The following is a 26,566-nucleotide window of genomic DNA, read 5'->3' as shown; positions in this document are numbered from 1 at the left end:
GCGCATTTAACGCACTTATCTTTTCCCGCTTACGCTTGTATTCTGCTTTTCTTTCGCGCCCGCGCATGGGCGAATTTCACTCCAGGAGCCGTTATGGATATCATTTCCGTTGCCCGCAAGCGCCACTCAACGAAGGCGTTCGACCCGAATTTCAAACTGACAGCAGAACAAGCAGAAAAAATTCAAACGCTGCTGCAATTCAGCCCGTCAAGTACCAACTCTCAGCCGTGGCACTTCATCGTTGCCAGCACTGAGGAAGGCAAAGCACGCGTCGCAAAATCAGCAGCAGGCACTTACGTGTTCAACGAACGCAAAATGCTGGATGCGTCACACGTGGTGGTGTTCTGCGCCAAAACCGCAATGGACGACGCATGGCTTGAGCGCGTGGTGGATCAGGAAGACGCAGATGGGCGTTTTAACACGCCAGAAGCCAAAGCGGCTAACCACAAAGGCCGCTGCTACTTCGCGGATATGCACCGCGTTGATCTGAAAGATGACGATCAGTGGATGGCGAAACAGGTTTACCTGAACGTTGGCAACTTCCTGCTGGGCGTTGGCGCGCTGGATCTGGACGCCGTACCGATTGAAGGCTTCGACGCCGCGATCCTCGACGCCGAATTTGGCCTGAAAGAAAAAGGCTTCACCAGCCTGGTGGTTGTGCCCGTGGGCCGCCACAGCGTGGAGGATTTCAACGCCTCTCTGCCGAAATCCCGCCTGCCGCTGAGCACGATTATCACCGAGTGCTAATCGCTTTTGGCACGCCGTTCTGCGGTGTGCCAAATTCTCTCGGCGTATCGTCCAATCACCGCCAACGACCCCGCCAGAATCAGGAAGAAAATCACTTTATTCATTCCGTCCCAGAAATATTCGAAATAACGGGTATACAGGTTGATTGCCAGAAACGTCAGGCCAAAACCTCGCAGCATCCCGTCGTCCGTTTTCAGGCTGATAAAAATACACGCCACCGCAGCAACAGCGAAAAGCAGCGCCCACGGAAGTAACGCCTCGCGCGTCATGCCGTACCAGCTATCGATATCGTAATTGCCGAAAATCGACATAATCCACAGAGCGACAAATAAGTACGTCAGCCCCATCGCTTTACTGGTCGTATATAGATTTCGCTGTTGCAGCATCGCGCGCAAAACCCAGCACAACGCCAGCAACGCGCCGCCGAAGAAGATAAAGCGCACCGGATAATTCATTCCCAGCCAGTATGCACCCCAGCCGGACATATACCCCGTTTGTGCGCCAAACCAGTTGCCGAGCGATAATAAGAAGAACAGCCACACCAGCCCAGAGCGCCCAAAGAATCCCACCAGGCCATACACCGCGCAGCCCGCCAGGAAGAGCGGCGCAATGTGTCCGCTGCCGTTATCCAGCCGCTCACCCAGTTGCCACAGCGCGATGGCGGTAAACAGGACGCCGAGAAACAGAATCGCTTCGGTAGAGTAATGCCACTGCGTTTCGCGCCGCTGTCGGCTGAATCCCCATAGATAAAACACCACAGCCAGCACGGCGGGCAAACCGATACGGGCGAGCGATGAAAAGGCGAGCAATTCGATAATGCGGGCCATCATGTCGCTGTCAGCAAACAGGCTGCCAAAGGCTATAATCACGCATGCCAGCGCAGTCCAGAAGGCGTAACGGCTGAGGCGTTGCCAGTCCATCGCCACGCGTTTTAAGGTGCCCGCCAGGCGGAGATGTTCCTGGTTGCTGAGCGTGCCATCCTGTTCCCATTCGCTGAGCGCGCGGCGCAGCAGGCGTTCTTGTTTGCGGGTGACGTTCATTTCCATTCTCTGTGACTGAAGGTAATGGAAGTATATCAAATTTATTTATCATCACTCCGGGCAGCATAGTGGGATGTTTAATCCCTCCATTCTCATGCTCATTTTGAAAAATAACTTACTGGGAGGTTAAATTAATCGTTGCTGTCGCGTTCGCATTTCCAGATATAACTTTTTTAGTTAGAAAATAACGGGATTTTATTGGACAACGCTCCTGACCGTCTTCGGAATGTTTAATCTTCAGCGTTTAATTAATTTTCGACCATTACACTTACATGCTTTACGTAAAGATTTATTATCCATAATGTATTGAATAATCAACTTTTCACGCTTAAAGTTTGGCTTTGGGTGGTGTATGCTGTGATTCACAAATACCACAGCCTGTATAATGCCGATTTTCTGCTGCAAGAATTTACACCTACCTCTGGTATAATTCTGAGATGTCTTTTTAAGAGTCTAATGATATGAAACCAGAAGGCATTATAAAAACACTGATTCATGAAATTTCTGATCCATCTTGTATTCGCCACGGACAGGAACGCACAATTATATCGCTTGATAATTATGAACACGATATGACGTTTATTTTACATGTCGGGACAGTCGCTGTTCACAGAAGTACGGATCAATTGCTGTTAAAATTCACTGAAGCGCCAATGATCATTGGAATGAACGATCTGTTTAATACGCATGAAGGAATGTATTACCAGATTCACGGCGAGATTAAATATGAGATAAGAAAAAAAAGTGACATTCTCGCCTTGCTTGACAGTAAAAACCTTTGGAAGGAAGCCGCTTATTGCTATATGTATGGCGTAAAAGAGTTGCTTACAGCGCATAAAAAATCAGCAGGTCTTACGACTTACGAACTGATACGTCAGAGTTTAATGACCTTAATGGCTAAAAAAGAGACCTTACGCCAAACGATCAATACCTGTGACTATATTCAGGAAAAGACCCATATCTCGCGTAGCCGCGTCATGAAAATCCTGAGCGATCTTAAAATCGGTAATTATATCGAGATCGAAAGAGGGGTTTTAATTAAAATCAATAAGCTTCCAAAGACGTATTAATAAAAAAATGCCCTGCCAAAATCAGAAGGGCGTTTTTTATGAGTGATGATTTTCCGCCAGCCACGCCAGCACCTTTTCACCCTCATCATCGACGGGTAAATAGACCAGCAGCCGCGAGCCGTTACGTGGTGCGGAATACCAGTACATCTGCTGCAAATGAAAATCACCGAGCTGTGGATGGGTAAAGAGCTTCAGCTGATTTTCTACTCCTCGCACGTCATAGCCCTGATGCCACAACGTTTCAAACTCTTCTGAGACCGCAAAAAACCGTGCCAGCTGCGCTTCCCACTGGGGATCGCCGCGATGCTCTGCCATTGCCGCGCGGAAATAGGAGACAAAAATCGACAGCGCGTCGGCACGCTTGCCGAGTCGACTGCGCCACGCAGGATGGGTGAGGAAAAGGTAGATACAGTTGCGATCCTCTGCGGGGATCTCGTTGAAATCCACCCCCATCAAATGACCAAAACTGTCATTCCATGCCACGATATCGAAATTGGGTTTCTGAATACTGGCAGGTTTTGGCATTAACGTATCGAGTAAACGCCGCGTGCCTTCGCTGATCCCTTCGCACGGTACCTGCGGCGGCACTTCTCCCGGCGGCAATCCTGCCAGAACGAACAGATGACGCGTCTCTGTAGCGGTGCATTGCAGCGCTTTCGCGACCGCCAGCATAACCACGCTGGAGGGATTCACGTCCCTTCCCTGCTCAAGCCAGGTGTACCAGGTCACGCCGACATCGGCCAGCATCGCGACTTCTTCACGGCGCAGGCCCGGCGTGCGTCGCCGTCCACTGCGCGGTAAACCCAGACGCTGCGGATCAAGACTTTCACGGCGCGCGCGTAAAAACGCGCCGAGCTGCTTGCGATTGTCATCCTGTAACGACGATACCGGTTCGGTCATCAGCGTCATACCGCCCCCCTGCGTAGTAGTGCCAGTACCAGTATAAGCAAGAACTGGTACCCGTTTTTAATTTCCCTGATGCTACGACCATCTGCTGAATGACGCAATGGAGTTACCATGAATACGTCTGTTGTTTCACCGGGCCGCGCGGGCCTGATATTGCTTTTAACGGGCCAGATGCTGCCGCTGATCGATACCTCGATCACCAACGTGGCGCTGGATTCCATCACGCAGTCGCTGCACACCAGCCCGACGCAGCTTGAACTGATTGTCGCCCTGTACGGCGTCGCATTTGCGGTCTGTCTGGCGCTGGGCAGTAAACTGGGTGATAACCTTGGCCGTCGTCGGCTGTTTATGTGCGGCGTTGCCGCATTTGGCGTGGCGTCGTTGCTGTGCGGGATGGCGGGAACCGTCGAGCAACTGCTGGCTGCACGCGTATTACAGGGCGCGGGCGCAGCGCTGATCGTTCCGCAAATCCTCGCGACGCTTCACGTCACGCTAAAAGGCACGGCGCACGCCAAAGCGATCAGCCTGTTTGGCGGTATCGGTGGGATTGCCTTTATCGTCGGGCAGATGGGCGGCGGCTGGCTGGTGTCTGCGGATATCGCCGGGCTGGGCTGGCGGAACGCCTTTTTTATTAACGTGCCGATCTGCTTAGTGGTGCTGGCCTTGAGCCGTCATTACGTCCCCGAAACCCGCCGCGAAACGCCATCGCGCATTGACTGGCAAGGCACCGGCCTGCTGGCAGCGATCCTCTGCTGTCTGCTTTTCCCGATGGCGCTGGGAGCGGAACTTCATTGGCCATGGTTCCTGCAACTGGCGTTGATCGCGGTGATCCCGCTTGGATTGTGGATGCGCGCCAGCGCATTGCGTAAACAACAGCGCGGCGAACATCCTCTGCTGCCCCCGCGTTTGCTCAAACTGACCAGCATCCGTTTTGGAATGCTCATTGCCCTGCTGTTTTTCAGCGCCTGGTCGGGATTTATGTTCTGCATGGCGCTCACGATGCAGTCCGGTCTGGGCATGGCCCCATGGCAATCGGGCAATAGCTTTATCGCGCTGGGCGTGGCCTATTTTGTCTCAGCCTGGTATGCGCCAACACTGATTGCCCGCCACAGCATGGGACGCATTTTACTGACGGGTTTGACGATACAAATCGCAGGTTTACTGCTGTTAATGGCGACATTCTGGCGCTTCGGACAGGCCAATACCGCACTAACGCTGGCGCCGGCCACCGCCCTGATTGGCTATGGTCAGGCGCTGATCGTGAACAGCTTTTACCGAATTGGGATGCGGGACATCAGCAACTGTGATGCGGGAGCCGGAAGCGCCATTCTGAGTACCTTGCAGCAGGCAACGCTGGGCCTTGGCCCCACCGTGCTCGGCACGTTGTTCCTGATGTTTGAGCGACATAACGGCGGGCACTATCCGCAGGCGATGATCGGTTTTCTCGGCATTGAAGTGCTCATGATGCTGGCGCTGGGCGGAGTTGCGTTGTGGTTGCGCCACCAACTCAATGCGGGCCCCCTCCCCGCCGCATCGTAAAATCCGGCATAACGTCTCCGGGTTGCATAATAAAAGCGCAACCTTCATGATAAAAAGGAATATATTCAGGAGACGTTATGCAGGAATTAATTGCTCAGGTAGAAGAACTTGGGATCGAAATTAACCACACCACTTCGCTGGTGCTCATCTTTGGCATCATTTTACTCACTGCCGTAATCGTCCACCTTATATTGCATAAGGTGGTTTTGCGCCTGTTCGAAAAACGTGCGCAGGCCAGCACCCATTTATGGCTGCAAATCATTACGCAGAATAAGTTATTTCATCGTCTGGCCTTCACTCTACAGGGCATTATCGTCAATATTCAGGCGGCGCTGTGGTTACAGAAAGGCAGTGAAGCAGCAGAAATAACCATGACCTGTGCCAGGCTGTGGGTGATGGTCTATGCCCTGCTGTCGTTCTTCTCTTTACTGGATGTAATATTCAATTTTTCGCAGAAATTGGCGACGGCTTCTCAGCTTCCGCTCAAAGGCATATTCCAGGGCGTCAAACTGGTCAGCGCCATTGTGGTAGGGATCCTGATCATTTCGCTGTTAATTGGTCAGTCTCCGGCCATTCTGATCAGCGGTTTAGGCGCTATGGCCGCCGTGCTGATGTTGGTCTTTAAAGACCCCATTCTTGGCCTTGTTGCCGGTATTCAGCTCTCTGCCAACGATATGCTCAAACCCGGAGACTGGCTGGAAATGCCAAAATACGGCGCTGACGGCGCGGTTACGGATATCGGCCTGACCACCGTCAAAGTGCGCAACTGGGATAACACCATCAGCAATATTCCCACCTGGGCGCTGGTCTCTGATTCGTTTAAAAACTGGAGCGGGATGTCGGCATCGGGTGGACGGCGAATTAAACGCAGCCTGAGTATTGATACCACCAGCATTCATTTTTTGGATGAGGACGAGCAACAAAGTCTGATTAAGGCAAAACTACTCAAGCCCTATATGGCCGCGCGTCACGAAGAAATTAATCTGTGGAATCAGGAAAATGGCGAAGGTGAGTCGGTATTAAATCTTCGCAAGATGACCAATATCGGCACGTTCCGCGCTTACCTGAATGAATATCTGCGCAACCACCCGCGCATTCGCAAAGATATGACGCTGATGGTTCGACAGTTAGCGCCGGACGCGAACGGTTTACCGATTGAAATATACGCGTTTACCAACACGGTGATCTGGGCGGAATATGAAACCATTCAGGCGGATATTTTCGACCATATTTATGCCGTGGTGGAAGAATTTGGCCTGAGAATACATCAGTCTCCCACCGGGAATGATATCCGTTCACTGGCGGACGCCTTCGCGAAATAAATCTCAGGTGCTGGCGCGTGCCACAAAGCGCCAGTCCAGCATCACTCGCTCCGTGGGTGCATCCGGGTTATCGATTTTGTTCAGCAGCAGATCGACCGCTTTGCGCCCGATATCCTGTGACGGCTGCTCGATGGTGCTGAGCTGCGGAGAGACCATTTCAGCCAGTTCGGTGCCATCAAACCCCACGACGGCGATGTCCTGAGGGACGCGTAATCCCGCCTGTTCAATGGCGCGCATCGCCCCCGCTGCCAACGTGTCCGACACTGCAAACACGGCATCCGGGGGATTGTCCGCCAGCAGCTTTTTCATTGCCGCCATTCCCGCGCTGGAGCTGAGATCGCTGGCGTACTCCACCACCTGATAATCCAGATCGCGAAGATGTACCACGCTTTTATAACCGCGCTCGCGCAGACGGGCATATTTGTAGCTTAAATCATGGTTGATCAGCGCAATGCGGCGTCGTCCGCTGTCCGCCAGCTGACTGACAACGTGCTGCGACGCGTCCACATCGTTGATCCCCACGCAGGAAACGGTACCAGAATCGGCATATTCGGCGCACTGCACCCACGGTGCATTACCAATCAGCGCCGAGAGTTCCGGAAGTTTTGAGAACGCGTCCATGGTGATAATGCCGTCAACGATTTTACCGGACAGTAGGCTCAAACCAGAACGTGAGCGTTCGATATTGGAACCGGAATTGCACAGCAGAATGCGGTAACCCTTTTTCTCGGCTTCGGCTTCGATGCCTTTTACTACTTCTGCACAGAACGGGTTGGCGATGTTAGAAACCATCACCAGAATCATATAGCTGCGGGATGTGCGGAGCTGACGCGCCAGCAAGTTCGGCTGATAATTGCTCTCTTTAATCGCCTGCAAAACGCGCTCGCGGTTGTTCGCTTTAACCTTATCGCTGTTATTTAGCACGCGCGAAACGGTAGCGACCGAAACACCGGCCAACTGGGCGATTTTCTGAATTGACATAACGACGGCACATCCTGCGGTTAGCGTTTTACTCAGGCTAACATAAATTTGCTGCCCGGCGAACCGGGCAACAGGTCACGGCAGGACGCTGACCCAGCGCTGCTGCTGATGGCTTTTCACTATTGCATCAATGATATACATGACGTTTGCGCCATCATAAAAGGTCGCAAACAGCGGTTTGACTGGCATGACGCCTGTCTGCACCGCACGATAAAACTGCGCCATCATGTTCTTAAACGCATCCGGCCAGCCTTCGATATGCCCGCCCGGGAAGTGGGCGCTGTCTGCGGCATCACGATTCATCAGGCCCGGATCGTCCGACAGCGTCTGGTTGGCCTGCGAACGATGGCCAATCCACAGCTGCTGCGGCACTTCCTGATCCCACGCGACTGACTTTGCGCTGCCGTTGATTTCAAAGCTCAGGCGATTTTTACGCCCGGCGCTGACTTGCGAAACGCTAAAGCTGCCTTTGCTGCCATCGTCGAAGCGAAACAGCACCGAGCCGAAATCTTCCGTGGTCACCGCTTTGTTCTCAAAAACGGCAGAATCCTCCTGCGTGAACGTTGAGTTGCCCGCCACATTTGCCTTGCGCGTCGGCCAGACGATAGAGAGATCGGCCATCACCTCGACGATCCGTCGCCCGGTGATAAACTGCACCGTGTCGCACCAGTGCGAGCCAATATCAGCGACGGCACGGGACGCGCCACCCAGCGCGGCATCAACGCGCCAGTTGTAGTCAGTGTCGAGCAGCATCCAGTCCTGCAAATAGCTGCCGTGCGAGGCAAACAACCGTCCGAGGCTACCCTCGCGCATCATGCTTTGCGCCTGGCGCACCATCGCGAACTGGCGGTAGACGAAGCTCACGCCGTGAACCACGCCCGCTCGCTCTGCCAGTTCCACCAGTTCACGCGCCTCTTCTGGCGTCATGCACAGCGGTTTTTCAGAGAACACATGTTTGCCCGCCCGTAAAATCTGGCGATTGATTTGCGCATGCAGATGGTTTGGCGTGCAGTTATGCACGACGTGCAAATCCGGATGCGCCAGCAGTTCTTCCACATTCCCGTAAGCGTGAGGAATATTCAGCGCCTGCGCCTTTTCCTGCGCTTGCTCGAGCGTGCCGTCGCACAGCGCGACGACCTGCACAAAGCCGAGTCGTCGCAGCGCCTCAATATGCGCCGGGCCGATGAAACCGCTGCCGATAATCCCGACGTTAATCATGAGAATCTCCTGCAGCAAAGTCGTCAAATGCCCGCCCCGACACCGGAATGATATGGCGACGGATGAATTCACTGCCTTCGCTCGCGCCCGTCTCGCCGTCCTTCATGCAGCATTCCCACTCCAGCACCGCCCAGCCGTCAAAATCGTACTCGGTGAGCTTGCTGAAGATGCCTTTAAAATCGATTTGCCCGTCGCCGAGAGAGCGGAAGCGTCCGGCGCGGTTGAGCCACGGCTGATAGCCGCCGTACACACCGCTGCGCCCGCTCGGGCGGTACTCCGCGTCTTTAACGTGAAACGCTTTGATGCGCGAATGGTAGATGTCGATAAAGGCCAGATAATCCATCTGCTGTAACAGCATGTGGCTGGGATCGTAGAGAATAGAGCAGCGCGGATGGTTATCGACCAGCGCGAGAAAGCGCTCAAACGTCACGCCGTCGTGCAGATCTTCCCCGGGATGCAGCTCAAAACAGAGATCCACGCCGTGCTCATCAAAGCAATCCAGAATCGGTCGCCAGCGATTCGCCAGCTCGCCAAACGCCTCGCGAAAACGCTGCTCGTTGTGCGGTGGCCACGGGTAAACAAACGGCCAGGCCAGCGAGCCTGAGAACGTGGCGTGCGCCGTGAGGCCAAGCTTCGCAGACGCCGCTGCCGCTTGCTTAAGTTTTTCTGTCGCCCACGCCTGGCGCGCCGCATCGTTACCACGAACCGCTGGCGGTGCAAAGTGATCAAACGCCTCGTTATACGCGGGATTGACCGCGATCAGTTGCCCTTCCAGATGCGTGGACAGCTCGCTGATCGCCAGCCCGTATTCAGCCAGCTTCCCCGCGATCTCGTCACAATAGGTCTGACTTTCGGCTGCCTTTTCCAGATCGAAAATCTGCGGATGGTGACAGGGAATTTGCACCGCTTTGTAGCCCTTACCTGCCGCCCACCCCGCCAGCCCGTCGAGCGAGTTGAACGGGGCCTGATTTCCAATAAATTGCGTCAGGAAAATGCCCGGTCCCTTAATCGTTTTCATATCACCTCCAGAACATTACGCCTTGTCATCGTCATATTTGAACGCGACCAGGAAAATCAGGGCAATCACCGCCGCCGCAACCGCCGGGATCCACCAGAATGTGACCCACGCCTGCGGTACGGTCTGTCCCGCCACCAGGCTGTTATACAACGCGCCGGAAATCTGCGACCCGAGCAGCATGCCGATACCGTAAGTGAACATCACGATCATGCTCTGCGCCTGGCCTTTCACCTTTTCGCCCGCCACGCGGTCGGTGTAGATGAAGCCGACAACAAAGAAGAAGTCATAACACACGCCGTGCAGCAGAATGCCGAGATACAGCAGGAAACGCCCCTCTTCGCTAACGCCCAGCGCAAAGAATGCGTAGCGCACAAACCACGCCAGCATGCCGATCAGCAGCATGTATTTCACGCCGAGACGGCGGAACAGCAGTGGGATCACCAGCATAAAGACGATTTCAGACATCTGACCGAAGGACATCGCGGTGCTGACATCCGCGATTCCGGCATCGGCCAGATATGACGCGGTGTAGGCGTAGTAGGTACCCAGCGGAACGGAAATCAGCATCGCGCACAGGGAGAAAATAAAGAAGTGACGGGTTTTGAGCAGTGCGAAGGCGTCCGCACAGAACAGATCGCGAAGTTGTACAGGCAGGCCTTTGGCAGGCGCTGGCGTGTGCGGCAACGTCAGGCTGTAGAGCGCCAGCAGCACGGAACTTACTGCCGCAACCTGGAAAATAGTGACGCTTGAAGAGACGCCCGTGACGCCAATAAACACGCCCGCCACAATCCAGCCGATGGTGCCAAATACGCGCACCACCGGGAACGTCTTATCGACATTATTCAGGCTGTGGAAGGCGATATTATTTGTGAGCGCCAGCGTTGGCATGTAGCAGAGCGTATAGCCAAACAGCAGGCCGATCAGCAGTGCGCCGTTTTCAGCCATCAGCGCACCAGGGACGAACATTAAGATCCCCGCACCTGCCAGATGCATTACCGCCATCACTTTTTGCGACGGGAAGAAACGGTCCACCAGCATGCCGAGCACAAACGGCGAGAGAATCGAGGCGATTGGCCCGGCGGAAAACGCGTCGCCAATCAGCAAAGACATGTTGTGCTGCGTCATCACCAGACCCAGCGTGACGGACCAGCTACCCCAGATAAAAAATTGTAAAAACATCATTAACGATAGACGCGGAACCAGCATTCGGTGCTGGACTATCGCCTTTCCACTATTTTCAGTTGTTGACACCATGATGAGCCTCACCCAGAAAAAGTAATCGATTACAAAACAGTTCAAATGAAAAGTAATCGATTACAAAATAAAGATCCCGCTGTTCAAAACAGAATTGGGAGAGGGGTCACGATAAAGAGACGTCTTGATATTAAGAGGGGTTCTGTGCGGCCTGATACCCTCACCCCGACCCTCTCCCACGGGGAGAGGGAGAAAACACTAAAAAAGGCAACCTGCGTTGCCTTTTACGTTGAGCTTGTGCGGCCTGATGCCTTCACCCCGGCCCTCTCATACGGGGAGAGGGAGAAAACACATAAAAGGCAACCTGCGTTGCCTTTTATGTTGAGTTTGTTCGGCCTGATGACTTCATCCCAATCCCCTCGCTCTGGAGAGGAAGAGGATCACTTTTTGCGTGACAATTTAAACGCCACAAACAGGAAGACAATCCATACCGGCAGCAGGAAAGCCGAGAGCCGCATGTCATCAAGGGTGCACATCAGCACGAGGATCATCGCCAGGAAGGCGATACAGATGTAGTTACCCGCCGGATAGAGCAGCGCTTTGAACTGCGTCTCGCGCCCTTTGCGGCGCATCGCCGCGCGGAAGCGCAGGTGCGCCAGGCAGATCATGATCCAATTCAGCAGCAGCGTGGCGACAACCAGCGCCATCAGCAGGCCAAAAGCCTCTTTCGGCAGCACATAGTTGATCAGCACCACCAGCGATGTGATCCCCCCGGAAAGCAGCAGCGAATTCACCGGTACGCCACGGCGGCTGACGCGGGTCAAAAACTTCGGGGCGTTACCCTGAACAGACAGGCCAAACAGCATGCGACTGTTGGAATAAACGCCGCTGTTATAAACGGACAGCGAGGCCACCAGAATGACAAAATTCAGCGCAGATGCCACCAGGTTGCTGTTCATATCGTGGAAGATCATCACGAACGGGCTGCTGTCGGATTTCACCTCGACCCACGGATAGAGCGCCAGCAGCACAACCAGCGAACCGATGTAAAACAGCAGAATGCGGTACACCACCTGATTGACCGCTTTCGGAATGCTTTTCTGCGGATCGCGCGCTTCAGCGGCCGTAATCCCGATAAGCTCAAGCCCGCCGAATGAGAACATAATGACCGCCAGCGACATGATAAGCCCGTGCCAGCCGGTCGCCAGGAAGCCGCCGTGTTTCCACAGGTTGTCGATGTTCGCACGCTCGCCGCCATGACCGGAGAACAGCAGCCACAGACCAAAGCCGATCATCCCGATAATCGCCAGCACTTTTATCAGCGCAAACCAGAACTCGGTTTCACCGTAAAGGCGCACGTTTACCAGGTTGACGGCGTTGATGATAATGAAGAAGGCGGCGGCCCAAATCCAGGTCGGGACGTCCGGCAGCCAGTACTGCATGTAGATGCCAGCGGCGGTGAGTTCCGCCATGCCTACCAGCACAAACATCACCCAGTAGTTCCAGCCAGACAGGAAACCGGCGAACGGCCCCCAGTATTTATACGCAAAGTGCGCAAACGAGCCGGATACGGGCTCTTCAACGACCATTTCACCCAGCTGGCGCATGATCAGAAAGGCAATAATGCCTGCGATGCCATACCCCAACAGAACGGCAGGCCCGGCCATTTGAATCGCCGGCCCAATGCCGAGAAACAGCCCGGTACCGATCGCGCCGCCGAGGGCAATTAATTGAATATGTCGATTTTGCAAACCACGTTGCAGCGTCGGTGTCTGTTCCGACGAGGCTTCAGATAAACCGTTTCCTGAAGCGGATGACGCGTTTTTCACGTCCTACCCCTGTGTATTTATAGAGAAGGGGCACCTTTTAACACTTCATGTCAGCAGGAGCAAGTTATAGGGTTGATGAATGGATGGGGCATCCGTGCCCCTTATAACGAGGGTAAAACTTAGAACTCGTAGCCGACAGAAACCTTAAAGGTGCGCGCTTCGCCCTGGAACACGTAGGTGCCGGAGTCGTCAACGCTCGACCAGTAGTTTTCGTCAGTGACGTTGTCGATGCCCGCACGCACGGTCATCTGATTCTGGTTTTGATTTACCGCGAAGCGATAACGCATCCCCAGATCCAGCGTGGTGTAGCTGTCTAACTTTTTGGTATTGGTCAGATTCGCATACTGTGAACCGGAGTGGTTCACGCGCGCCGTGGCGGTCAGGCCGTCAATTGGTTTGATGTCATATTCCGCACCCAGCACGGCATAAAAGTTGGGCACGCCAACCGCATCGTTGCCCTGGTTAAGGCCGTTGTTGGTTTTGGTCAGTTCCGCCTGCAGCCAGGTGGCGCTGGCGTTCAGACGCATGCCTAACATTGGTTCGCCGAATACATTCAGCTCCACGCCACGGTTACGCTGCTCGGCGTCAAGACCATAATGGTTGGTCACGCTGTCGAGAATTGCCGAGGGCATTTTGATTTCGAACAGCGCCAGAGAGCCGCCTACGCGACCAAAGTCGGCCTTCACACCCACTTCGTTCTGTTTTGAATGCACGATGCCGGTACTCTGACCGTAGTTAGTAGCGCCTTCTGGTGCGGTTTTACCCGGCTGCAGCGCTTCGGTGTGGTTAGCGTAGAGCGACAACGCATTCCACGGCTTATAGACGACGCCGTAGGTCGGCATCCAGCGGCTGCCGTCAAAGCTATCCGCCTGGTTTTCTGCGCCCGTCACTTTGTTATAGCCGCGAATCACCACTTTCTGATGACGAGCTCCCACGGTGAACAGCAGTTTGTCGTCCAGTACGCCGAGCGTGTCGCTCAGCAGCCAGCCCTGAGAACGTGTGCGTCCGCTGGTCAGCGGGTCACTGTAATTCCCGCCGCTGCCGCCAAAGTTGGTGCTGTCTGGTTTGTCGACGCCAGTATTGTGGTAGATGTTGGTGATCGGGTTATCCGCTGCTTTTGACATCTTCCACGCGATCTTTTCATTTTTGGTCTGCGCCGAATAACCGACGTTGACTTTGTGCGAGACAAAACCGGTATCGAAGTTACCGCGAAGACCCGCCATACCACTCACGCCGTCGCTGATGCGGTTGGTATCCAGACGCGTTGCCGTGGCTTTGCCACTTTTATCGACAAGCTTCGCGCCGCTGTACAACCCCTCTTCGTGCGCGTGCTGCGCGCCAAGGCCAGTGTAAGCCGTCCAATTGTCGGTAATGTCGTATTCGCTACGCCACATCCCGAATTCATTTTCGATATTGCTGTAAGCCCATTTCTGGGAATAGTTGCGATCGTTTTTCGGAGGCGTTGGCACGAAATCAACCGCGGAAATGTTGACGCCCGTTTCGCTGCCGTGGAAGGTTTTCTTCTGGTAACCCATATCAACGGACGTGCGGAAGTTGTCGCCTTTGTAATCCAGGCCGGTCGAGAGCAGCGTGGTGCGGCGGCGATCGTTCGCCACGGGCGCTTCGCCCTCGCGATGAACCAGGTTTACGCGCGCGCCAAACTGGTCGCTGTCGCCAAAGCGACGGCCCGCGTCCAACGTCGTGCCTATCTGCGAATCAGAGGTGTAATCCACGCCGATTTTCGCCTGCGGCACGTCGCCCGCATGTTTTGGCTCGAGGTTGATCATCCCGCCGACGCCGGAGCTTGCCGCACCGTTCATCAGGGCGTTAGCCCCTTTAAAAATTTCAATGCGGTCAACCATTTGTGCGTCAACCACCTGACGAGGCAGAACGCCGGACAGACCGCCAAAGGTCATGTCGTCGCCGTCGAATTTCAGGCCACGAATGCGGAAACTCTCCGCGCTATTGCCGTAGCCCTGCACGGACTGCACGCCCGCATCGTTCGCAACCACATCAGCGATGGTTTTCGCCTGCTGATCGTCAACCAGTTTTGAGGTGTAGCTGATAATGTTAAACGGTACATCCATGGCGCTTTGCTGACCCAGCATCCCCATGCGTCCGCCGTTTGCAACCTGCCCGTCAAGGAATGCCGGCACCAGCTGATCGCCGCCCGGTTTAAAATCGCTCGCCGGGACAGCCTGGACCACGAGAGTGTCTTCTTTTGGGGTTTCCGCCGCAGACGCGGAGTGCATAACCGTGCCGATAGCGAGTGCCAGCAGCGTTTTATTCATGGTGGTGTTGTTCATAATTAACTCGTTCAAGTACGCGCAAAATGGCCCGTTTCCGGGCCTAATCATTTTTATTTCAAAGCGATTCTGACGACGCTGTCCGGACCGTTCGTGGAGTGATCTTTATTGAATGCCTGCTTAACGGTGACATACAGAGTCTGCCCGTCTTCCGACAGCAGCAGGCTGTTTGGATTAGGCGGCAGATCCCAGCGCTGTTTCACCGCATAGGTCGTGGCGTCCAGACTCAGCAGTTTTCCGCTTTCGCGCTGGGTGATATAGATTTCGTTGCGTTTGGCGTTGAATTTCACCGCCATCGAATCGCCCACATCCAGCTGTTTGAGAACGTTTCCGGTGTGAATATCCAGCACCAGCGTGGTTTTGGCTTTGGAGTTATCGGTGACGAACAGACGGCCTGTGGCGGTGTCCTCCGCCATATTCAACAGCAGCGCTGGCTTGTCGCCCAGCGGTTTCCAGCGTTTTTCAATACGGTTATTGCGTGGATTGATCGTCAGGATCTCACCGCCACCGTTGGCCACGTAAAGGCGCTGAGTCTGCTCAGACCACAGCAAACCCGTAACCCACTGGCCGGCATTTTTGATGGTTTTTTTCAGCTTCAGCGTGTTGGCATCCACGACCCAGACGACCGCCGGATCGGCGACGCCGCCGATATAAAGTACGTCGCCGTGAAGCAGAACCTGCCGCGCGCCGTACGGATAACCCTCTTTATTACGCTCGGTGAACAGCAGGCGATTTTTGACTTTGCCGTCAGCGGTATTGATCGCGGTGATGCCGCCGTCCAGCGAATTGGTCGCATAAATCGTTTGCCCGTCCGGGGAGATCGCCAGAGCGAAGTTTTTCAGATCGGTATGGCTGCGGCCAATGGTTTTCAGCGTGGTCGGATCGAGTTTGTAAACAACGCCGCCCTGCACATCCTTGAACCCTTCGGAACTGGCCACATACAGCGCATCGCCTTTCGGACTGAGCACCATTTCATATAAGCCGTCGGCCAATTCGCGTTTCACTACACCCGTTTCTGCCGGCGCGGTGACGGCGGTTTTCGCTTCTGGCGCAGCGGTTGGTTTTACTGCGTGCTGCGCGGCGCAACCGGAAAGAGAGGCAGCAACAAGCAGTGCCAGCGCGGACAATTTTTTGGTCATCAGGAACATCCTTTACCGTTCAAAAAGATCATTCAGGCGGGAAACTGCGTCGCATGCGGCTTGGCGATTTTGGTTATATTGACAGGCTGTTAAGCCAGTGCAGATTCCACTGTTAATACTCAGTGTTCCGTGTGAGATCTGCGCTCACTGTTGATGCGGGAAGAGTCCATCTGCGCCCACAAACACTAAAGAGAATGAGAACTATACTCATTATCTTTGTATGATCAAGTGTAAATAGGAGAAACAAATGTAAAAATCGCAGGATATTGCGGGGCTTATCCCCTTCTATCCTTTTGTACAATAAAAAATGGGGGAATTCGCGTAAATAAAGAAATAGCTGGATGCATTAGCCGGCGTTAATTTAAATCTTAATCCCCGATCGCGGACATGATAAAAATCCGGGATAGTGAGTCTGTACGCTTCTGTTTTTTTAGGAAGTTCATTGGTCTCATTAGAAATGAGCACCATTTCACCGTTTTCCTGCCATGCGTTAAATGAAACTTTATTACTGATCGCCACGGGAGGCGCATTCACTGGAATATATTCCCCTGACGTCTCGAGCGTGCCGGAACCACCAAGGAAGGTATAATCCATTATCACATCGACAACATATTTGTCATCTACGATGGTGGTATGCGCCTCGCAATTAAAATTACTGCGCTGAACGTGAATATATCCGACGTAGAGCAAAGGAATGATGATAGCCAGCAATATGAGTGACCAGCGAAGGGCCAATTTATTCTTCGTCATCATTTTGCTTCCTGTAAAATATGGAATTGCATTGCGCCTGGGTATCCTGTGGGTTGCGGTCGCAAATCATTACCGAGCTCCCCCTCTGGGCATGATTTAACGTCATCCAGACCATCCCACCCGTATTACAGTTAATCGGATAACGTTTAGATAGCTGGTTAAACATGCCGATGCTTTTCTCTTTTTCACGCCATGATGAATATACGTCGCAGTCGTTAATTTTTCCGATGTGATGATAATTTTTGAAAGCAGTTTCATTACCTTTTAACGTCATGACAAGCACGCTGCAGGAAAGGATAAACATCAAACCTGCCACGGCATACGCAAGCGGCGAAGCAAAAAAAGACCTTTTCTGCGGCGCAACAGGTGCCACATTATCAGGAATTGTCATTTCAGAAGATAAGTCGGTTAACGCCGCCTCCGGCGAGGCTTTTTGCGAGGGAACAAACTCATCGCGTTCGCCAGTACGGACCAGGGCAACAGACTTAAACCCTTCTTTTGGGATGGTTTTAATGATGTTTTCGTCAAGTCCCGAGGACTTCAACGCTTTACGTATCGAAGCAATGGTTTGATAAAGGGCATTGGTGCTGACGATCGCCCCCTGTTTTTCCCATACGGAAGCAAACAAAAAGCGCTGGGTCAGTACCTGATCGTTATGTTCCAGAAGCAAAAGCAGGCATTCATTAACGGGCCCATGCAGCGTTATAGCCCTCTTTGGGTATCCTTCCAACGGTCCCAGACGGCGCAGATCAGGTTCAAAAAGCAAAGTATCGTTGATCAAAAAGACTTTCTTCATGGCATCATCGCTAGTGGTCACAGAAAACCTGATTCAGATTTTACTTATTATATATCAGTAAGTTGAAAACGCCCAATTTCCGCAAAAAGGCTATTCTGATCGCCAAAACCACCGACTTCATTCAGTATAAATCATATAACTTCACTCCTCTTTATCTCAGGCAATTCTTAAACTTGTCGTCATCAAGTACGGGACATGGATGAACAATTAACCTGGTCCGTGACAGTCAGCGATTGATGCTGAGCATGAGTTGAAATTCGCAACATAATGTTGAGCAATAGATTAAGTACGGAAACCTGAAATTTAAAACTACATAAAATGTCGTATGTAGATTTTAAAACTATAAGCAGCACTTATGAAAATAGAAACTCTAGCCAACCGGGCAGTCTACCGGGTTTCTGATAGCGCATAGAGTTGTGGATTGGAATGCCTTTATCGCAGCCCTATAATCCACCTTATAAACAGTGTGGGTTATTCAGAAGTGTATATCGTGGTGCAGGTCAGTTTACTCTAAAGTAGGTATTTAAGAGATGGGCTATCGTCTATATGGATTTATGATCGGTGATGAAATTCATTTCGATATTTCTAATCGCAGGCTGTATCGGCTCACGGGTAGCCATAACGATAAAAGTGTAGCGTTCGCATCAATATATTTTAATGAAACCATGTTAAGGCTGTTTCTTTACCTGCTCGAACATGGCCGTAAAAAAGTTGTCGCCAAAGAAGAGTTATTTGAGAAAATTTGGGAGGAGAATAATTTAAGTCCTTCCACGCAACGGTTATGGCAAGTGCTTCATAACCTAAACGGCAAACTCAATCTTCTTGGTCTGCCCGAAGATTTTATTCGAAATATTCGCGGGCACGGTTACATCATCAATTATCAAGATGTAACCCCAGTATATTACAGAATGAGTGAACTCCCAGCTCCTTCTGTTAAAAATAGAGGAGAAGACAGATACCCTGAGTGAGTGATGTCAATTCAGTGGTTTTCGCCCTGCGCATTTAATGCAAAGGGCTTTTTTTTTATGAGACATCAGGATGTCCAACCCGCTTTTTAAAACGGCATATATCGCAAATTCACTGTTTATCGGTGTAACCCGATACTGGAAAAATATATGAGTATTATGAATCGCTTTGTAAACTTAAAAGTCAGTAAGAAATTATTCTTCGGCTTCACGACCGTTTTACTCGTCACCGTTGCCATTCTGGTATCGGGTCTGACAGGCCTTGTCTCTGTTCAGGATCGGGTCGAAAAAAACGGTCACACCACCAATCTCTTTAACGCGCTTTCCGCAGTGCGTTTGAACCGTTTTAATTACCAGTACACGCTTGAACAAAAGTATCTGGACAACACAACGGCTGCCGCGCAACAGATGCAGGACATTGTTAAAGATCTGCAAAGCCATTCCTGGACCTCAGACGGACAGGCAATACTTGATAATACGGCAGGCGCTGTAAATGGGTATATTGAGACGCTTACGCCGTTTACTAAAGCGCTAACGGCAAAAAAAGAGAGTGAAATCAAGCTCAGCACAAAAGTGCTCGCGGAGGACTCCGAGACCGCCTACAAACTTGGCCGCAGTAACACGCTTGATCTCCAGCATGCTTTATTAGCCTCGCAGATCGCGTTTATCTACAGTGACATCGACTCTCAGGTCACCGTTTTTAAACAGCACCCGACGCCTGCGCTTCGACAGGACATTTTGACACGTATCACCTCAGCAACAACCAATTCACAGCAGCTTTTAGAGTCTGTTCCGGAAGACCAGAAAGCCTGGCTGATGGCGGGAATTTCAGAAATGCAGACCATCTCCGCGGAGCTGGCTAACTATGAGCAACTCTGGACTGCGCAGTCTGATATGTCAGACATTTTATCCACTAAAGCAGAGACTCTGACAAAAGTCATTCAGGACATGTTTACCCGACAGCAAAAGATGGTGGTGTCGACGGTCAGCAACGTGCAAATGGTGATGGGTATTGTGGCGGCTATCGGCATCGCGTTAGGCGTTTTGCTGGCATTGACCATTACCAAATCGATTACCCGTCCGCTGAATGAAACCTTACGCGTCGCTGAACTTATCGCTAAGGGCGATCTCACCAGCACGCTCACCAGCACTCGCCGTGACGAGCCAGGCCTGTTAATGCAGGCAGTATCGACCATGAACGAAAACCTGAAAAACATCATCAACGATGTTCGAGAAGGCGTTGAGAGCGTGGCGCGTTCCTCGACGGAAATCGCCGCCGGCAACATGGATTTATCGGCTCGTACCGAGCAACAGTCTGCCGCCGTGGTTGAAACGGCTGCCAGTATGGAAGAGTTAACCTCAACCGTGGCGCTGAACGCCGAGAATGCTAACCACGCCCGTATGCTGGCAGAAGAAGCCTCTCAGAACGCGAGCGAAGGCAGCCAGATTTCGAAGAAAGTGATCGACACGATGAAAAACGTGCGCAGCAGCTCGCACCGTATTTCTGAGATTACGACGGTCATCAACAGCATTGCTTTCCAGACCAATATCCTGGCACTGAACGCCGCAGTGGAAGCAGCCCGTGCTGGCGATCAGGGTAAAGGCTTTGCGGTGGTTGCAGCGGAAGTGCGCACCCTGGCACAACGTAGCGCCCAGTCAGCGAAAGAGATTGAAAGCCTTATCAATGAATCGGTTATTCACGTCGATACCGGATTCACGCTGGTGGAAGGTGCAGGTGATGCGATGTCTAAAATCGAGACATCCGTCGCTCAGGTGCGCGACATCATGAGTGAAATCGCCTCAGCCACCGATGAACAGAGCCGTGGAATTGCGCAGATTGCTCAGGCAATGACGGAGATGGACACGACGACACAGCAGAACGCCGCGCTGGTGGAAGAATCCTCCGCTGCCGCCAGTTCGCTGGAAGATCAGGCCGTACAGCTTGAAAAAGTGGTGTCTATCTTCCGCGTCTCGAACGTGCCGCATCAGCGTAAAGACAGCCGTCCGATGAGCAAAGCAAGCAGTGTTGTTGCGCTCAACACGGTCAAAAAAGATAGCCACCGCGATCAAAACGACTGGGTTCAATTTTAACCCCAGCCCGATGTTTTAGCCCAACGTCGCCAGGCAGCCCTCTTTTAGGTTGTCTGGCGAGCGTGCGAGGAAAGCGAACCATGGAAAATATCCTGAATAAACACCACTCTGTACCTGCTGGCAGGGGTTCAATTTTGACCCGCACTGTTTCCTGGCTAAAAAAATCGGGCTCAAATTCGCCCTTAAAAACACTGCAAAACGCGATTGATCAGCGGCAGATCACGCCCTTTTACCAGCCGTTTATCAATGGTATCACCGGCGAGATTGCTGGCGTAGAAGTGCTTGCCCGATGGAAACACCCTTCCTATGGATATGTTTCGCCAGACGTTTTTATTCCTCTGGCGGAAAAACATAACCTCATCATTCCGCTAACGCACTCCCTTATCCAGCAGGTCATTGCGGATCTGCAACATCAGATCCACCGTTTTCCCGTGGGCACTTACATTTGCATTAATATCAGTGCGCAAAACTGTCTCGACCCGAGTTTTGAAGTGGATACCTGCGAGCTTTTACAGAAGTTCACTGCCAATCAAAGTCATGTGGTAATGGAAATCACCGAACGCGATCCGCTGCATTTCACCCCGGAGTTAAGCGACTGGTTTGCCGCGCTGCGACGCTCTGATATTTCAGTGGCGCTGGATGATTTTGGAACTGGATATTCGAACCTGTCGTATATTTCGGCGCTAAACCCTGAATTTATCAAGATCGATAAAATGTTCGTCAGCCAGATCGGCGTTAGCGATGATACACGTCTGGTGGACAGCCTGATCGATCTGGCGAAAAACATGCGCCTGAAAATCATCGCTGAAGGCGTTGAGACGCAAGTACAGGCGGATTATTTGCGCGCGAAAAAGATCGACTTTATGCAGGGGTTTTATTTTTGCAAACCCCTGCCGGTTCAAGAGTTAATGCGCGTTGTGATGGCGCAGGCGCTGCCTCCGCACTGATTGCGCAGAAGTACTGCGTAGAATGCGTAGCGCATACTGACAAAGAGATTTCGCGGTTCACCGCCCGCCGCGGAGTCATCCAGATAGGATACGAAAAGGGTAAAGTGAACGGTCAGGCGCCCCTTCATCCTGTCGGCTTTTAAGCCGATTTTCGTCGTTTTTACCGATTACTGACCAGAGCCACGCGCCGACCTGGCTACGCCTGTTTGCGGTGCAAAAATTGAAGCAGAGCTGGCGTGCGCCAATGGGTTGTTGGTGATGTCGTACAGCACTCTCAGTAAGGAGTTGTATTTACGCCTGTCGCCGCTGCAGGCGTTGGTGTTACGCGCCCCCAGTATCAGCGAGAGCGGATCGGCCAGACAGCGTGTTGAAAGCCACCCAGCGTATGGGTGGCTGCAAAGACGGTTACTTCTTCTTGTAGATATCGGCAGTGCCGTGAATTTTGTTTTCTGTATTCCCGGAGGTCAATACCAGCACATCCGCGCCTTTCTCATCGGCTTTTTTGATGAGCTCTTCTTTCGCATCAGCAATCGCAGTCTCACCAGAGGTCGACACAGAACCTATCTTTTCATACTGGGATTCGACTTTCTTGAAGTCTTCACGGGTGAGTAGCTCGGCCGCAAAGGCATTCGAGGTGAAGAGGATCGCGGTTCCTAACAAAAGGGCAGTCGTCTTTTTCATAACCTAATTCCTTGTGATTAATAAGAAACAACATCATCCTCACGATGAACAGCAAGGTTTAATCAGCATGGTAGAGAAATGTGAGAAATGCCATGGCGTTTAATCAAATCGTTAATAGCAAAACGTTGAAACTGTATCTTGTAGGGTATTGTTTTTTGAATGCGGCTGGAGGGTTTTGAGCACTTAAGGAATGGCAGAAAACACATGGTACGCCCTGTAGGATTCGAACCTACGACCTACGGCTTAGAAGGCCGTTGCTCTATCCAACTGAGCTAAGGGCGCACGGATAACGTGCACTTGCGGGGGTGAAACGCGTGGAATTATACGGCCAATGACAAGTGAGTCAATGCCTTTTAACGCAATCGCCTGCCTTCTCAACAGCATCTCTGACATCCACTGTAAATACGTCTATTTTTTCAACATTACGTCGATTTTCCTCGCATTTCATCTCACTACGAAAAGGCTTAAGACTCTTTAAGTAACGCCTGGTATTTTCTTAAACAGATGACCCGCACACTAGCCTGCGGTAATCCGGCGCCTGGGAGCCCGGAAGATAACAGGACAGTGCAGTGACCGCGTTTGCCTCCTCCTCATTTGCAGCCCCCCCGACGAACAAATTTGCCAAACTGCGCAGCGTGTCGCGTGAAATTATTGGCATCAAACTCGAACCCATTGTCGCCCTTACATCATCACGCATCGTCGGCATGGAGCTGTTGAGCCTTCTCGCTTCGCCTGAGAAAAGCGAACAATTTTTCCAGCATCAGTCTGCTGATCAGTCGCTTATGTTGCTTGAAGCGCAACTTACCGCCTTAAAAAACACGCCCTACAGCCACAACCTTTTTATTAATCTGCCGATAACCGTATTTGTCGAGACAGAACATTTCAGACGGGTTCTGCCGTTGCTGGCCTCCGGACAAAATATTGAGATAGTCGACCCCCACGCATTCTTACGTCTTTCAGCAGAATCAAGGGCGTGTGTAACCCAACGCCTGCAGATCCTCGCCGAACGCGGCTGCCGCATCTGGCTTGACGACGTAGACGACGGCCTGATCCGCGCCTTTTTACGCTGTCGTTTACCCTTAAGCGGTATCAAGATCGATAAACTTGTGTTCTGGCGCCAAAGGGGAACGCCTGCATTAGCGCAGCTGGTGAGTCGCTGTGCGCAGGTCGCCAGCAATGTGCTTATAGAAGGTATCGAATCACATTGGGATCGGGAGTGCGCACTGCAAGCAGGAGCGGGATTCGGTCAGGGATTTTACTGGCCCTCCATGGGCTGGTCTGAACAGTAAAAGGACATTCGCCTGAGAGAGAATCTATGCGCATGACAGTACGCCGCTATCGGCGTCGTCGGAAAGGAAGCGATTCGCTGGGATTCTCGTATTCACATTCCAGCCCCCCTTTTTTTGATCGGCTCGTGTCGCTAAGTCAGTCCATCAATCAGACGCGTAAAACAGACACTCCCTTTCTTATTCTGGTTACACGCGATAATTTTCTGCATACGGGTTTACAGAATGGGCCTTCGCCATTGAGTCATTGCTGCGGCTATGACGCGCTAGAGCCCGCATTCCATGCCCTTAAAAATTGGCCTACGGCAAGACTGGTGGTTGATGTAGAGGGTCGATCGTCGTCCCTTCTGGACATGCTCGATGCTTTACGACGAGTGATTCTTTATCCCCCCTTTACCCCCATCAGCTTGTTGGTTCGCTCAGACGACTACGATACGCGTCTATTTTGTAAGACTACCGGCCCTTTTGAGGTGCTTGAACGCCAGGTTTCAGCCCCTGCCTTACAGAAGGCTTTGATGGCTACCAATTCGCCTTCCCCCCATCGTAGCCAGTGGTTTTCACGCGAAGAGTGGACCATCCTGCAGTATTTATCCCAGGGTCAGTCCCTGCGACACATTGCGCTCATGCGTCAGCGCCCATATAGCCGCATTGTTTATCGCCTTGGGCGTATCCTGGAAAAATTGGGCTTACACCATCGTCAGGAATTACTGCATCTTCTCCATCGGCTGTCCGATCCCCCTTCTTTAAGCCTTTAATTCCTAAAGAGGTTTAGGAAATGGCTTACGATAATTATTAAAATCAGGCCTTAATTTAACATTTTATTAAAAATTACAACTATTCCTAAATTTCACTCTCTCGCCACGTTTAACGCTGCTCCGCCTTAGAAAATCAGAGATTTCATCCAAAAGTTAACTTTTCACAAAATTTGTTAATGAGATGAGTGGTGGGTAAAAGCCTTACTATTCAAGGTGTAAAAAATAAGTGCATCGACGGCAGACAGCCGATTCTGCTGCATGACGTGATGATGCTCTTAAAGAGGGTAAATCGCTTTCAAATGAAGGTGTGATACGGGGAGATGCGCTGAATTCTACTTTAGGAATGGCGAGCGCGTATGCGCGTTGAAGCGCTGAAAAAGGAAACATAAAATTAACATTGAGTCGTTTGTATTATTTTTTGCAATTACATAAATATCATCACCCACCTTAACTTCAACACGTGGTTATTTAGCCTGAATTTAAAATGAACGATTTAGCTCTCCAGAAGATTATATTAAGCAAGGAGCCCCGGATAATTTACGGGCTTTTCGGAGAAAACTTACAAGGTATAATAAGCCTGTTCCGGACAAAAATAAGAAATAGCAATACCTGACCGTTAAGTCTCAATTCAACCATCACGTTGAGGAAATGTTTCATTACTACATAACAAGGATGCTTGCGCTTTTTCCAGGGAAATACCCCGTATAAGGATCTGCAAAATTATCCTTCCGGCTTACCCGCGCTTTTACATTGCGTGTTAACCACCTGAGGCATAAAAAAATGAAACCTGCATCCATTATCATTATGGACGAACATCCTATCGTCAGAATGTCGATAGAGGTCCTGTTAGAGAAAAATAAAAACATCGCGGTAAAACTCAAATCTGGCGACAGCCATGAAGTGCTCGATTACATTCGAAATTACCCTATCGATCTGGTGATCCTCGACATTGAGATGACGGGATCGGATGGATTTACTTTATTAAAAAGAATCAAGAACTTAAATGAAAACATAAAAGTTCTTTTTCTCTCTTCGAAATCAGAATCTTTTTACGCCGGGCGCGCGATGCGTGCGGGGGCAAACGGCTTTGTGAGCAAAAGAAAAGATCTCAGCGATATCTATAACGCCGTAGAGATGTTGCTCTCTGGATATTCCTTCTTCCCCTATGAAACGCTGAGCTTTATAAATCATCACGGCTCGCATAAAGGGGCATTAAATGATATGCCATTATCCAACAGGGAAGTGACCGTTTTACGTTTTCTGGCGAATGGGTTGTCTAATAAAGAAATTGCAGAACAATTATTACTTAGCAACAAAACAATTAGCGCGCACAAGTCAAATATTTACACGAAATTAGGCGTGCAGACGATTGTCGAGCTCATCGACTATGCTAAAGCTCACGAGCTGCTATAAAGCAAAGGTACTCCCACCGCATTAACGCGTTTCCGGGAGTACCGTTCGGCTCAATAATAATTAATCATAAATGTCGCATCCGCATCAGCGCGACCGGGCGTAGGATTATTTGCGGTCGCGATGTAATTGGCATAAAACGCCAGCACCGCATTTCCCTGCGCATCCACAACCATCTCCTGACTCGCCTGCTGAAGCGGCAAACGCGTTTTATCGTGATCGCGAATCTCTACGGCGACATTGCTTGCCTGACTGGCGTCATTGAGCGCAAGAAGCTGAGGATCGCGCGCATCGACCTTTCCCGTAAATGTGATCGAGGCGGCGCCCGGCGGACAGCCGGTCAACTTGAGCGTAAAGGGCATTGCCTGCGTTCTGCTGCCCGTGGTGCTCAATTGCTTTGTCGGCCACGTACCCAGCGTCACCGACTTGTTACTGTCGCTACCCTCCGCCACGCAGGTGAAATCTACAATGTTCCCGTACAGTTCAATATTGATTTCACCCAGCGGCGTCGCCGCCATCGATCCCTGCATCGGGGCACCTGACAGGGTCATTACGGCGAGTAACATCATTTTGCGC

23 protein-coding genes and 1 tRNA gene are annotated in these 26,566 nt (G+C 51.7%); 10 read left to right on the top strand and 14 right to left on the bottom strand.

Annotated elements, in window-relative coordinates:
- Positions 1-93 precede the first annotated feature (93 nt).
- A complete protein-coding gene (gene nfsB / locus I6L74_RS13610) occupies positions 94-747 on the top strand; it encodes an oxygen-insensitive NAD(P)H nitroreductase (RefSeq protein ID WP_059177992.1) in 654 nt (217 codons plus the stop codon).
- Here nfsB and I6L74_RS13605 read toward each other — a convergent pair.
- The gene (locus I6L74_RS13605) at positions 744-1,787 is read right to left on the bottom strand and encodes a hypothetical protein (RefSeq protein ID WP_059177991.1); all 1,044 of its coding nucleotides are present in this window, start codon (positions 1,785-1,787) and stop codon (positions 744-746) included. The two genes, nfsB and I6L74_RS13605, sit on opposite strands and share 4 nt — an antisense overlap.
- Before the next feature lie 461 nt (positions 1,788-2,248).
- On the opposite strand from I6L74_RS13605, the gene I6L74_RS13600 reads away from it, so the two are divergent.
- Positions 2,249-2,857, top strand: coding sequence for a helix-turn-helix domain-containing protein (locus tag I6L74_RS13600; protein WP_059177990.1), 609 nt, complete (start codon positions 2,249-2,251; stop codon positions 2,855-2,857).
- Positions 2,858-2,893: 36 nt separating this feature from the next.
- Here I6L74_RS13600 and I6L74_RS13595 read toward each other — a convergent pair whose 3' ends face one another.
- A complete protein-coding gene (locus I6L74_RS13595) occupies positions 2,894-3,766 on the bottom strand; it encodes a helix-turn-helix transcriptional regulator (RefSeq protein WP_059177989.1) in 873 nt (290 codons plus the stop codon).
- Positions 3,767-3,874: 108 nt separating this feature from the next.
- On the opposite strand from I6L74_RS13595, the gene I6L74_RS13590 reads away from it, so the two are divergent.
- Positions 3,875-5,302: an MFS transporter gene (locus tag I6L74_RS13590; protein WP_059177988.1), complete on the top strand. Its 1,428-nt coding sequence runs from the start codon at positions 3,875-3,877 to the stop codon at positions 5,300-5,302.
- 77 nt (positions 5,303-5,379) lie between these two features.
- The gene (locus tag I6L74_RS13585; protein ID WP_059177987.1) at positions 5,380-6,624 is read left to right on the top strand and encodes a mechanosensitive ion channel family protein; all 1,245 of its coding nucleotides are present in this window, start codon (positions 5,380-5,382) and stop codon (positions 6,622-6,624) included.
- Positions 6,625-6,627: 3 nt separating this feature from the next.
- Here the strand turns inward: I6L74_RS13585 and I6L74_RS13580 are convergent, their stop codons facing one another.
- From I6L74_RS13580 to I6L74_RS13540, 9 genes are all read right to left on the bottom strand, one after another.
- Entirely contained in the window at positions 6,628-7,605 is a 978-nt protein-coding gene (locus I6L74_RS13580) for a LacI family DNA-binding transcriptional regulator (RefSeq protein ID WP_059177986.1), read from the bottom strand.
- A 75-nt stretch (positions 7,606-7,680) separates the two neighbouring features.
- A complete protein-coding gene (locus I6L74_RS13575; RefSeq protein WP_059177985.1) occupies positions 7,681-8,823 on the bottom strand; it encodes a Gfo/Idh/MocA family protein in 1,143 nt (380 codons plus the stop codon).
- Entirely contained in the window at positions 8,816-9,841 is a 1,026-nt protein-coding gene (locus I6L74_RS13570) for a sugar phosphate isomerase/epimerase family protein (RefSeq protein WP_059177984.1), read from the bottom strand. The genes I6L74_RS13575 and I6L74_RS13570 overlap by 8 nt, the downstream gene beginning before the upstream one ends.
- 15 nt (positions 9,842-9,856) lie before the next feature.
- The gene (locus I6L74_RS13565; protein WP_059177983.1) at positions 9,857-11,095 is read right to left on the bottom strand and encodes an MFS transporter; all 1,239 of its coding nucleotides are present in this window, start codon (positions 11,093-11,095) and stop codon (positions 9,857-9,859) included.
- 380 nt (positions 11,096-11,475) lie between these two features.
- Positions 11,476-12,864, bottom strand: a complete 1,389-nt coding sequence (gene pheP, locus I6L74_RS13560) for a phenylalanine transporter (protein ID WP_059177982.1) — start codon at positions 12,862-12,864, stop codon at positions 11,476-11,478.
- Between the two features lie 119 nt (positions 12,865-12,983).
- A complete protein-coding gene (locus I6L74_RS13555) occupies positions 12,984-15,170 on the bottom strand; it encodes a TonB-dependent receptor (protein WP_059177981.1) in 2,187 nt (728 codons plus the stop codon).
- A 53-nt stretch (positions 15,171-15,223) separates the two neighbouring features.
- Entirely contained in the window at positions 15,224-16,309 is a 1,086-nt protein-coding gene (locus I6L74_RS13550) for a YncE family protein (RefSeq protein ID WP_059177980.1), read from the bottom strand.
- Positions 16,310-16,594: 285 nt separating this feature from the next.
- Positions 16,595-17,062, bottom strand: a complete 468-nt coding sequence (locus I6L74_RS13545) for a YqeJ family protein (protein ID WP_059177979.1) — start codon at positions 17,060-17,062, stop codon at positions 16,595-16,597.
- Positions 17,046-17,876: a winged helix-turn-helix domain-containing protein gene (locus tag I6L74_RS13540; protein ID WP_128131012.1), complete on the bottom strand. Its 831-nt coding sequence runs from the start codon at positions 17,874-17,876 to the stop codon at positions 17,046-17,048. Before I6L74_RS13540 ends, I6L74_RS13545 begins: the two co-directional genes overlap by 17 nt.
- Positions 17,877-18,385: 509 nt before the next feature.
- Between I6L74_RS13540 and I6L74_RS13535 the strand changes: the two genes are divergently transcribed.
- The 3 genes from I6L74_RS13535 to I6L74_RS13525 all read left to right on the top strand — a co-directional run bounded on the left by I6L74_RS13535 (position 18,386) and on the right by I6L74_RS13525 (position 21,858).
- Positions 18,386-18,823 carry a winged helix-turn-helix domain-containing protein gene (locus I6L74_RS13535; protein WP_059177977.1) on the top strand — a complete coding sequence of 146 codons (438 nt, stop codon included), beginning with the start codon at positions 18,386-18,388 and terminating at the stop codon, positions 18,821-18,823.
- A 147-nt stretch (positions 18,824-18,970) separates the two neighbouring features.
- Positions 18,971-20,911 (top strand): methyl-accepting chemotaxis protein, encoded by a 1,941-nt coding sequence (locus I6L74_RS21570; RefSeq protein WP_059177976.1) that lies wholly within the window; start codon positions 18,971-18,973, stop codon positions 20,909-20,911.
- 134 nt (positions 20,912-21,045) lie between these two features.
- On the top strand, positions 21,046-21,858 hold the full coding sequence (locus I6L74_RS13525; protein WP_237731395.1) for an EAL domain-containing protein: 813 nt from the start codon (positions 21,046-21,048) through the stop codon (positions 21,856-21,858).
- Positions 21,859-22,263: 405 nt separating this feature from the next.
- Here I6L74_RS13525 and yahO read toward each other — a convergent pair whose 3' ends face one another.
- Both yahO and I6L74_RS13515 read right to left on the bottom strand, forming a co-directional pair.
- Positions 22,264-22,539, bottom strand: coding sequence for a DUF1471 family periplasmic protein YahO (gene yahO / locus I6L74_RS13520; protein ID WP_059177975.1), 276 nt, complete (start codon positions 22,537-22,539; stop codon positions 22,264-22,266).
- Between the two features lie 205 nt (positions 22,540-22,744).
- Positions 22,745-22,821, bottom strand: a tRNA-Arg gene (locus tag I6L74_RS13515).
- A 287-nt stretch (positions 22,822-23,108) separates the two neighbouring features.
- On the opposite strand from I6L74_RS13515, the gene I6L74_RS13510 reads away from it, so the two are divergent.
- The 3 genes from I6L74_RS13510 to fimZ all read left to right on the top strand — a co-directional run bounded on the left by I6L74_RS13510 (position 23,109) and on the right by fimZ (position 25,993).
- The gene (locus tag I6L74_RS13510; RefSeq protein WP_082691904.1) at positions 23,109-23,828 is read left to right on the top strand and encodes an EAL domain-containing protein; all 720 of its coding nucleotides are present in this window, start codon (positions 23,109-23,111) and stop codon (positions 23,826-23,828) included.
- A gap of 26 nt (positions 23,829-23,854) precedes the next feature.
- On the top strand, positions 23,855-24,580 hold the full coding sequence (locus tag I6L74_RS13505; RefSeq protein WP_059177974.1) for a helix-turn-helix transcriptional regulator: 726 nt from the start codon (positions 23,855-23,857) through the stop codon (positions 24,578-24,580).
- A 780-nt stretch (positions 24,581-25,360) separates the two neighbouring features.
- The gene (fimZ, locus tag I6L74_RS13500; protein WP_059177973.1) at positions 25,361-25,993 is read left to right on the top strand and encodes a fimbria biosynthesis transcriptional regulator FimZ; all 633 of its coding nucleotides are present in this window, start codon (positions 25,361-25,363) and stop codon (positions 25,991-25,993) included.
- 50 nt (positions 25,994-26,043) lie between these two features.
- Here fimZ and sfmF read toward each other — a convergent pair whose 3' ends face one another.
- The gene (gene sfmF, locus I6L74_RS13495) at positions 26,044-26,559 is read right to left on the bottom strand and encodes a fimbria assembly protein (protein WP_255210198.1); all 516 of its coding nucleotides are present in this window, start codon (positions 26,557-26,559) and stop codon (positions 26,044-26,046) included.
- Between the last annotated feature and the right edge of the window lie 7 nt (positions 26,560-26,566).

It is taken from the genome of Lelliottia amnigena, from assembly GCF_019047465.1.
Classification (GTDB): domain Bacteria; phylum Pseudomonadota; class Gammaproteobacteria; order Enterobacterales; family Enterobacteriaceae; genus Enterobacter; species Enterobacter amnigenus.
Note: the sequence above shows the minus strand (reverse complement) of the source record. Positions and strands in the feature narration are given on the sequence as shown.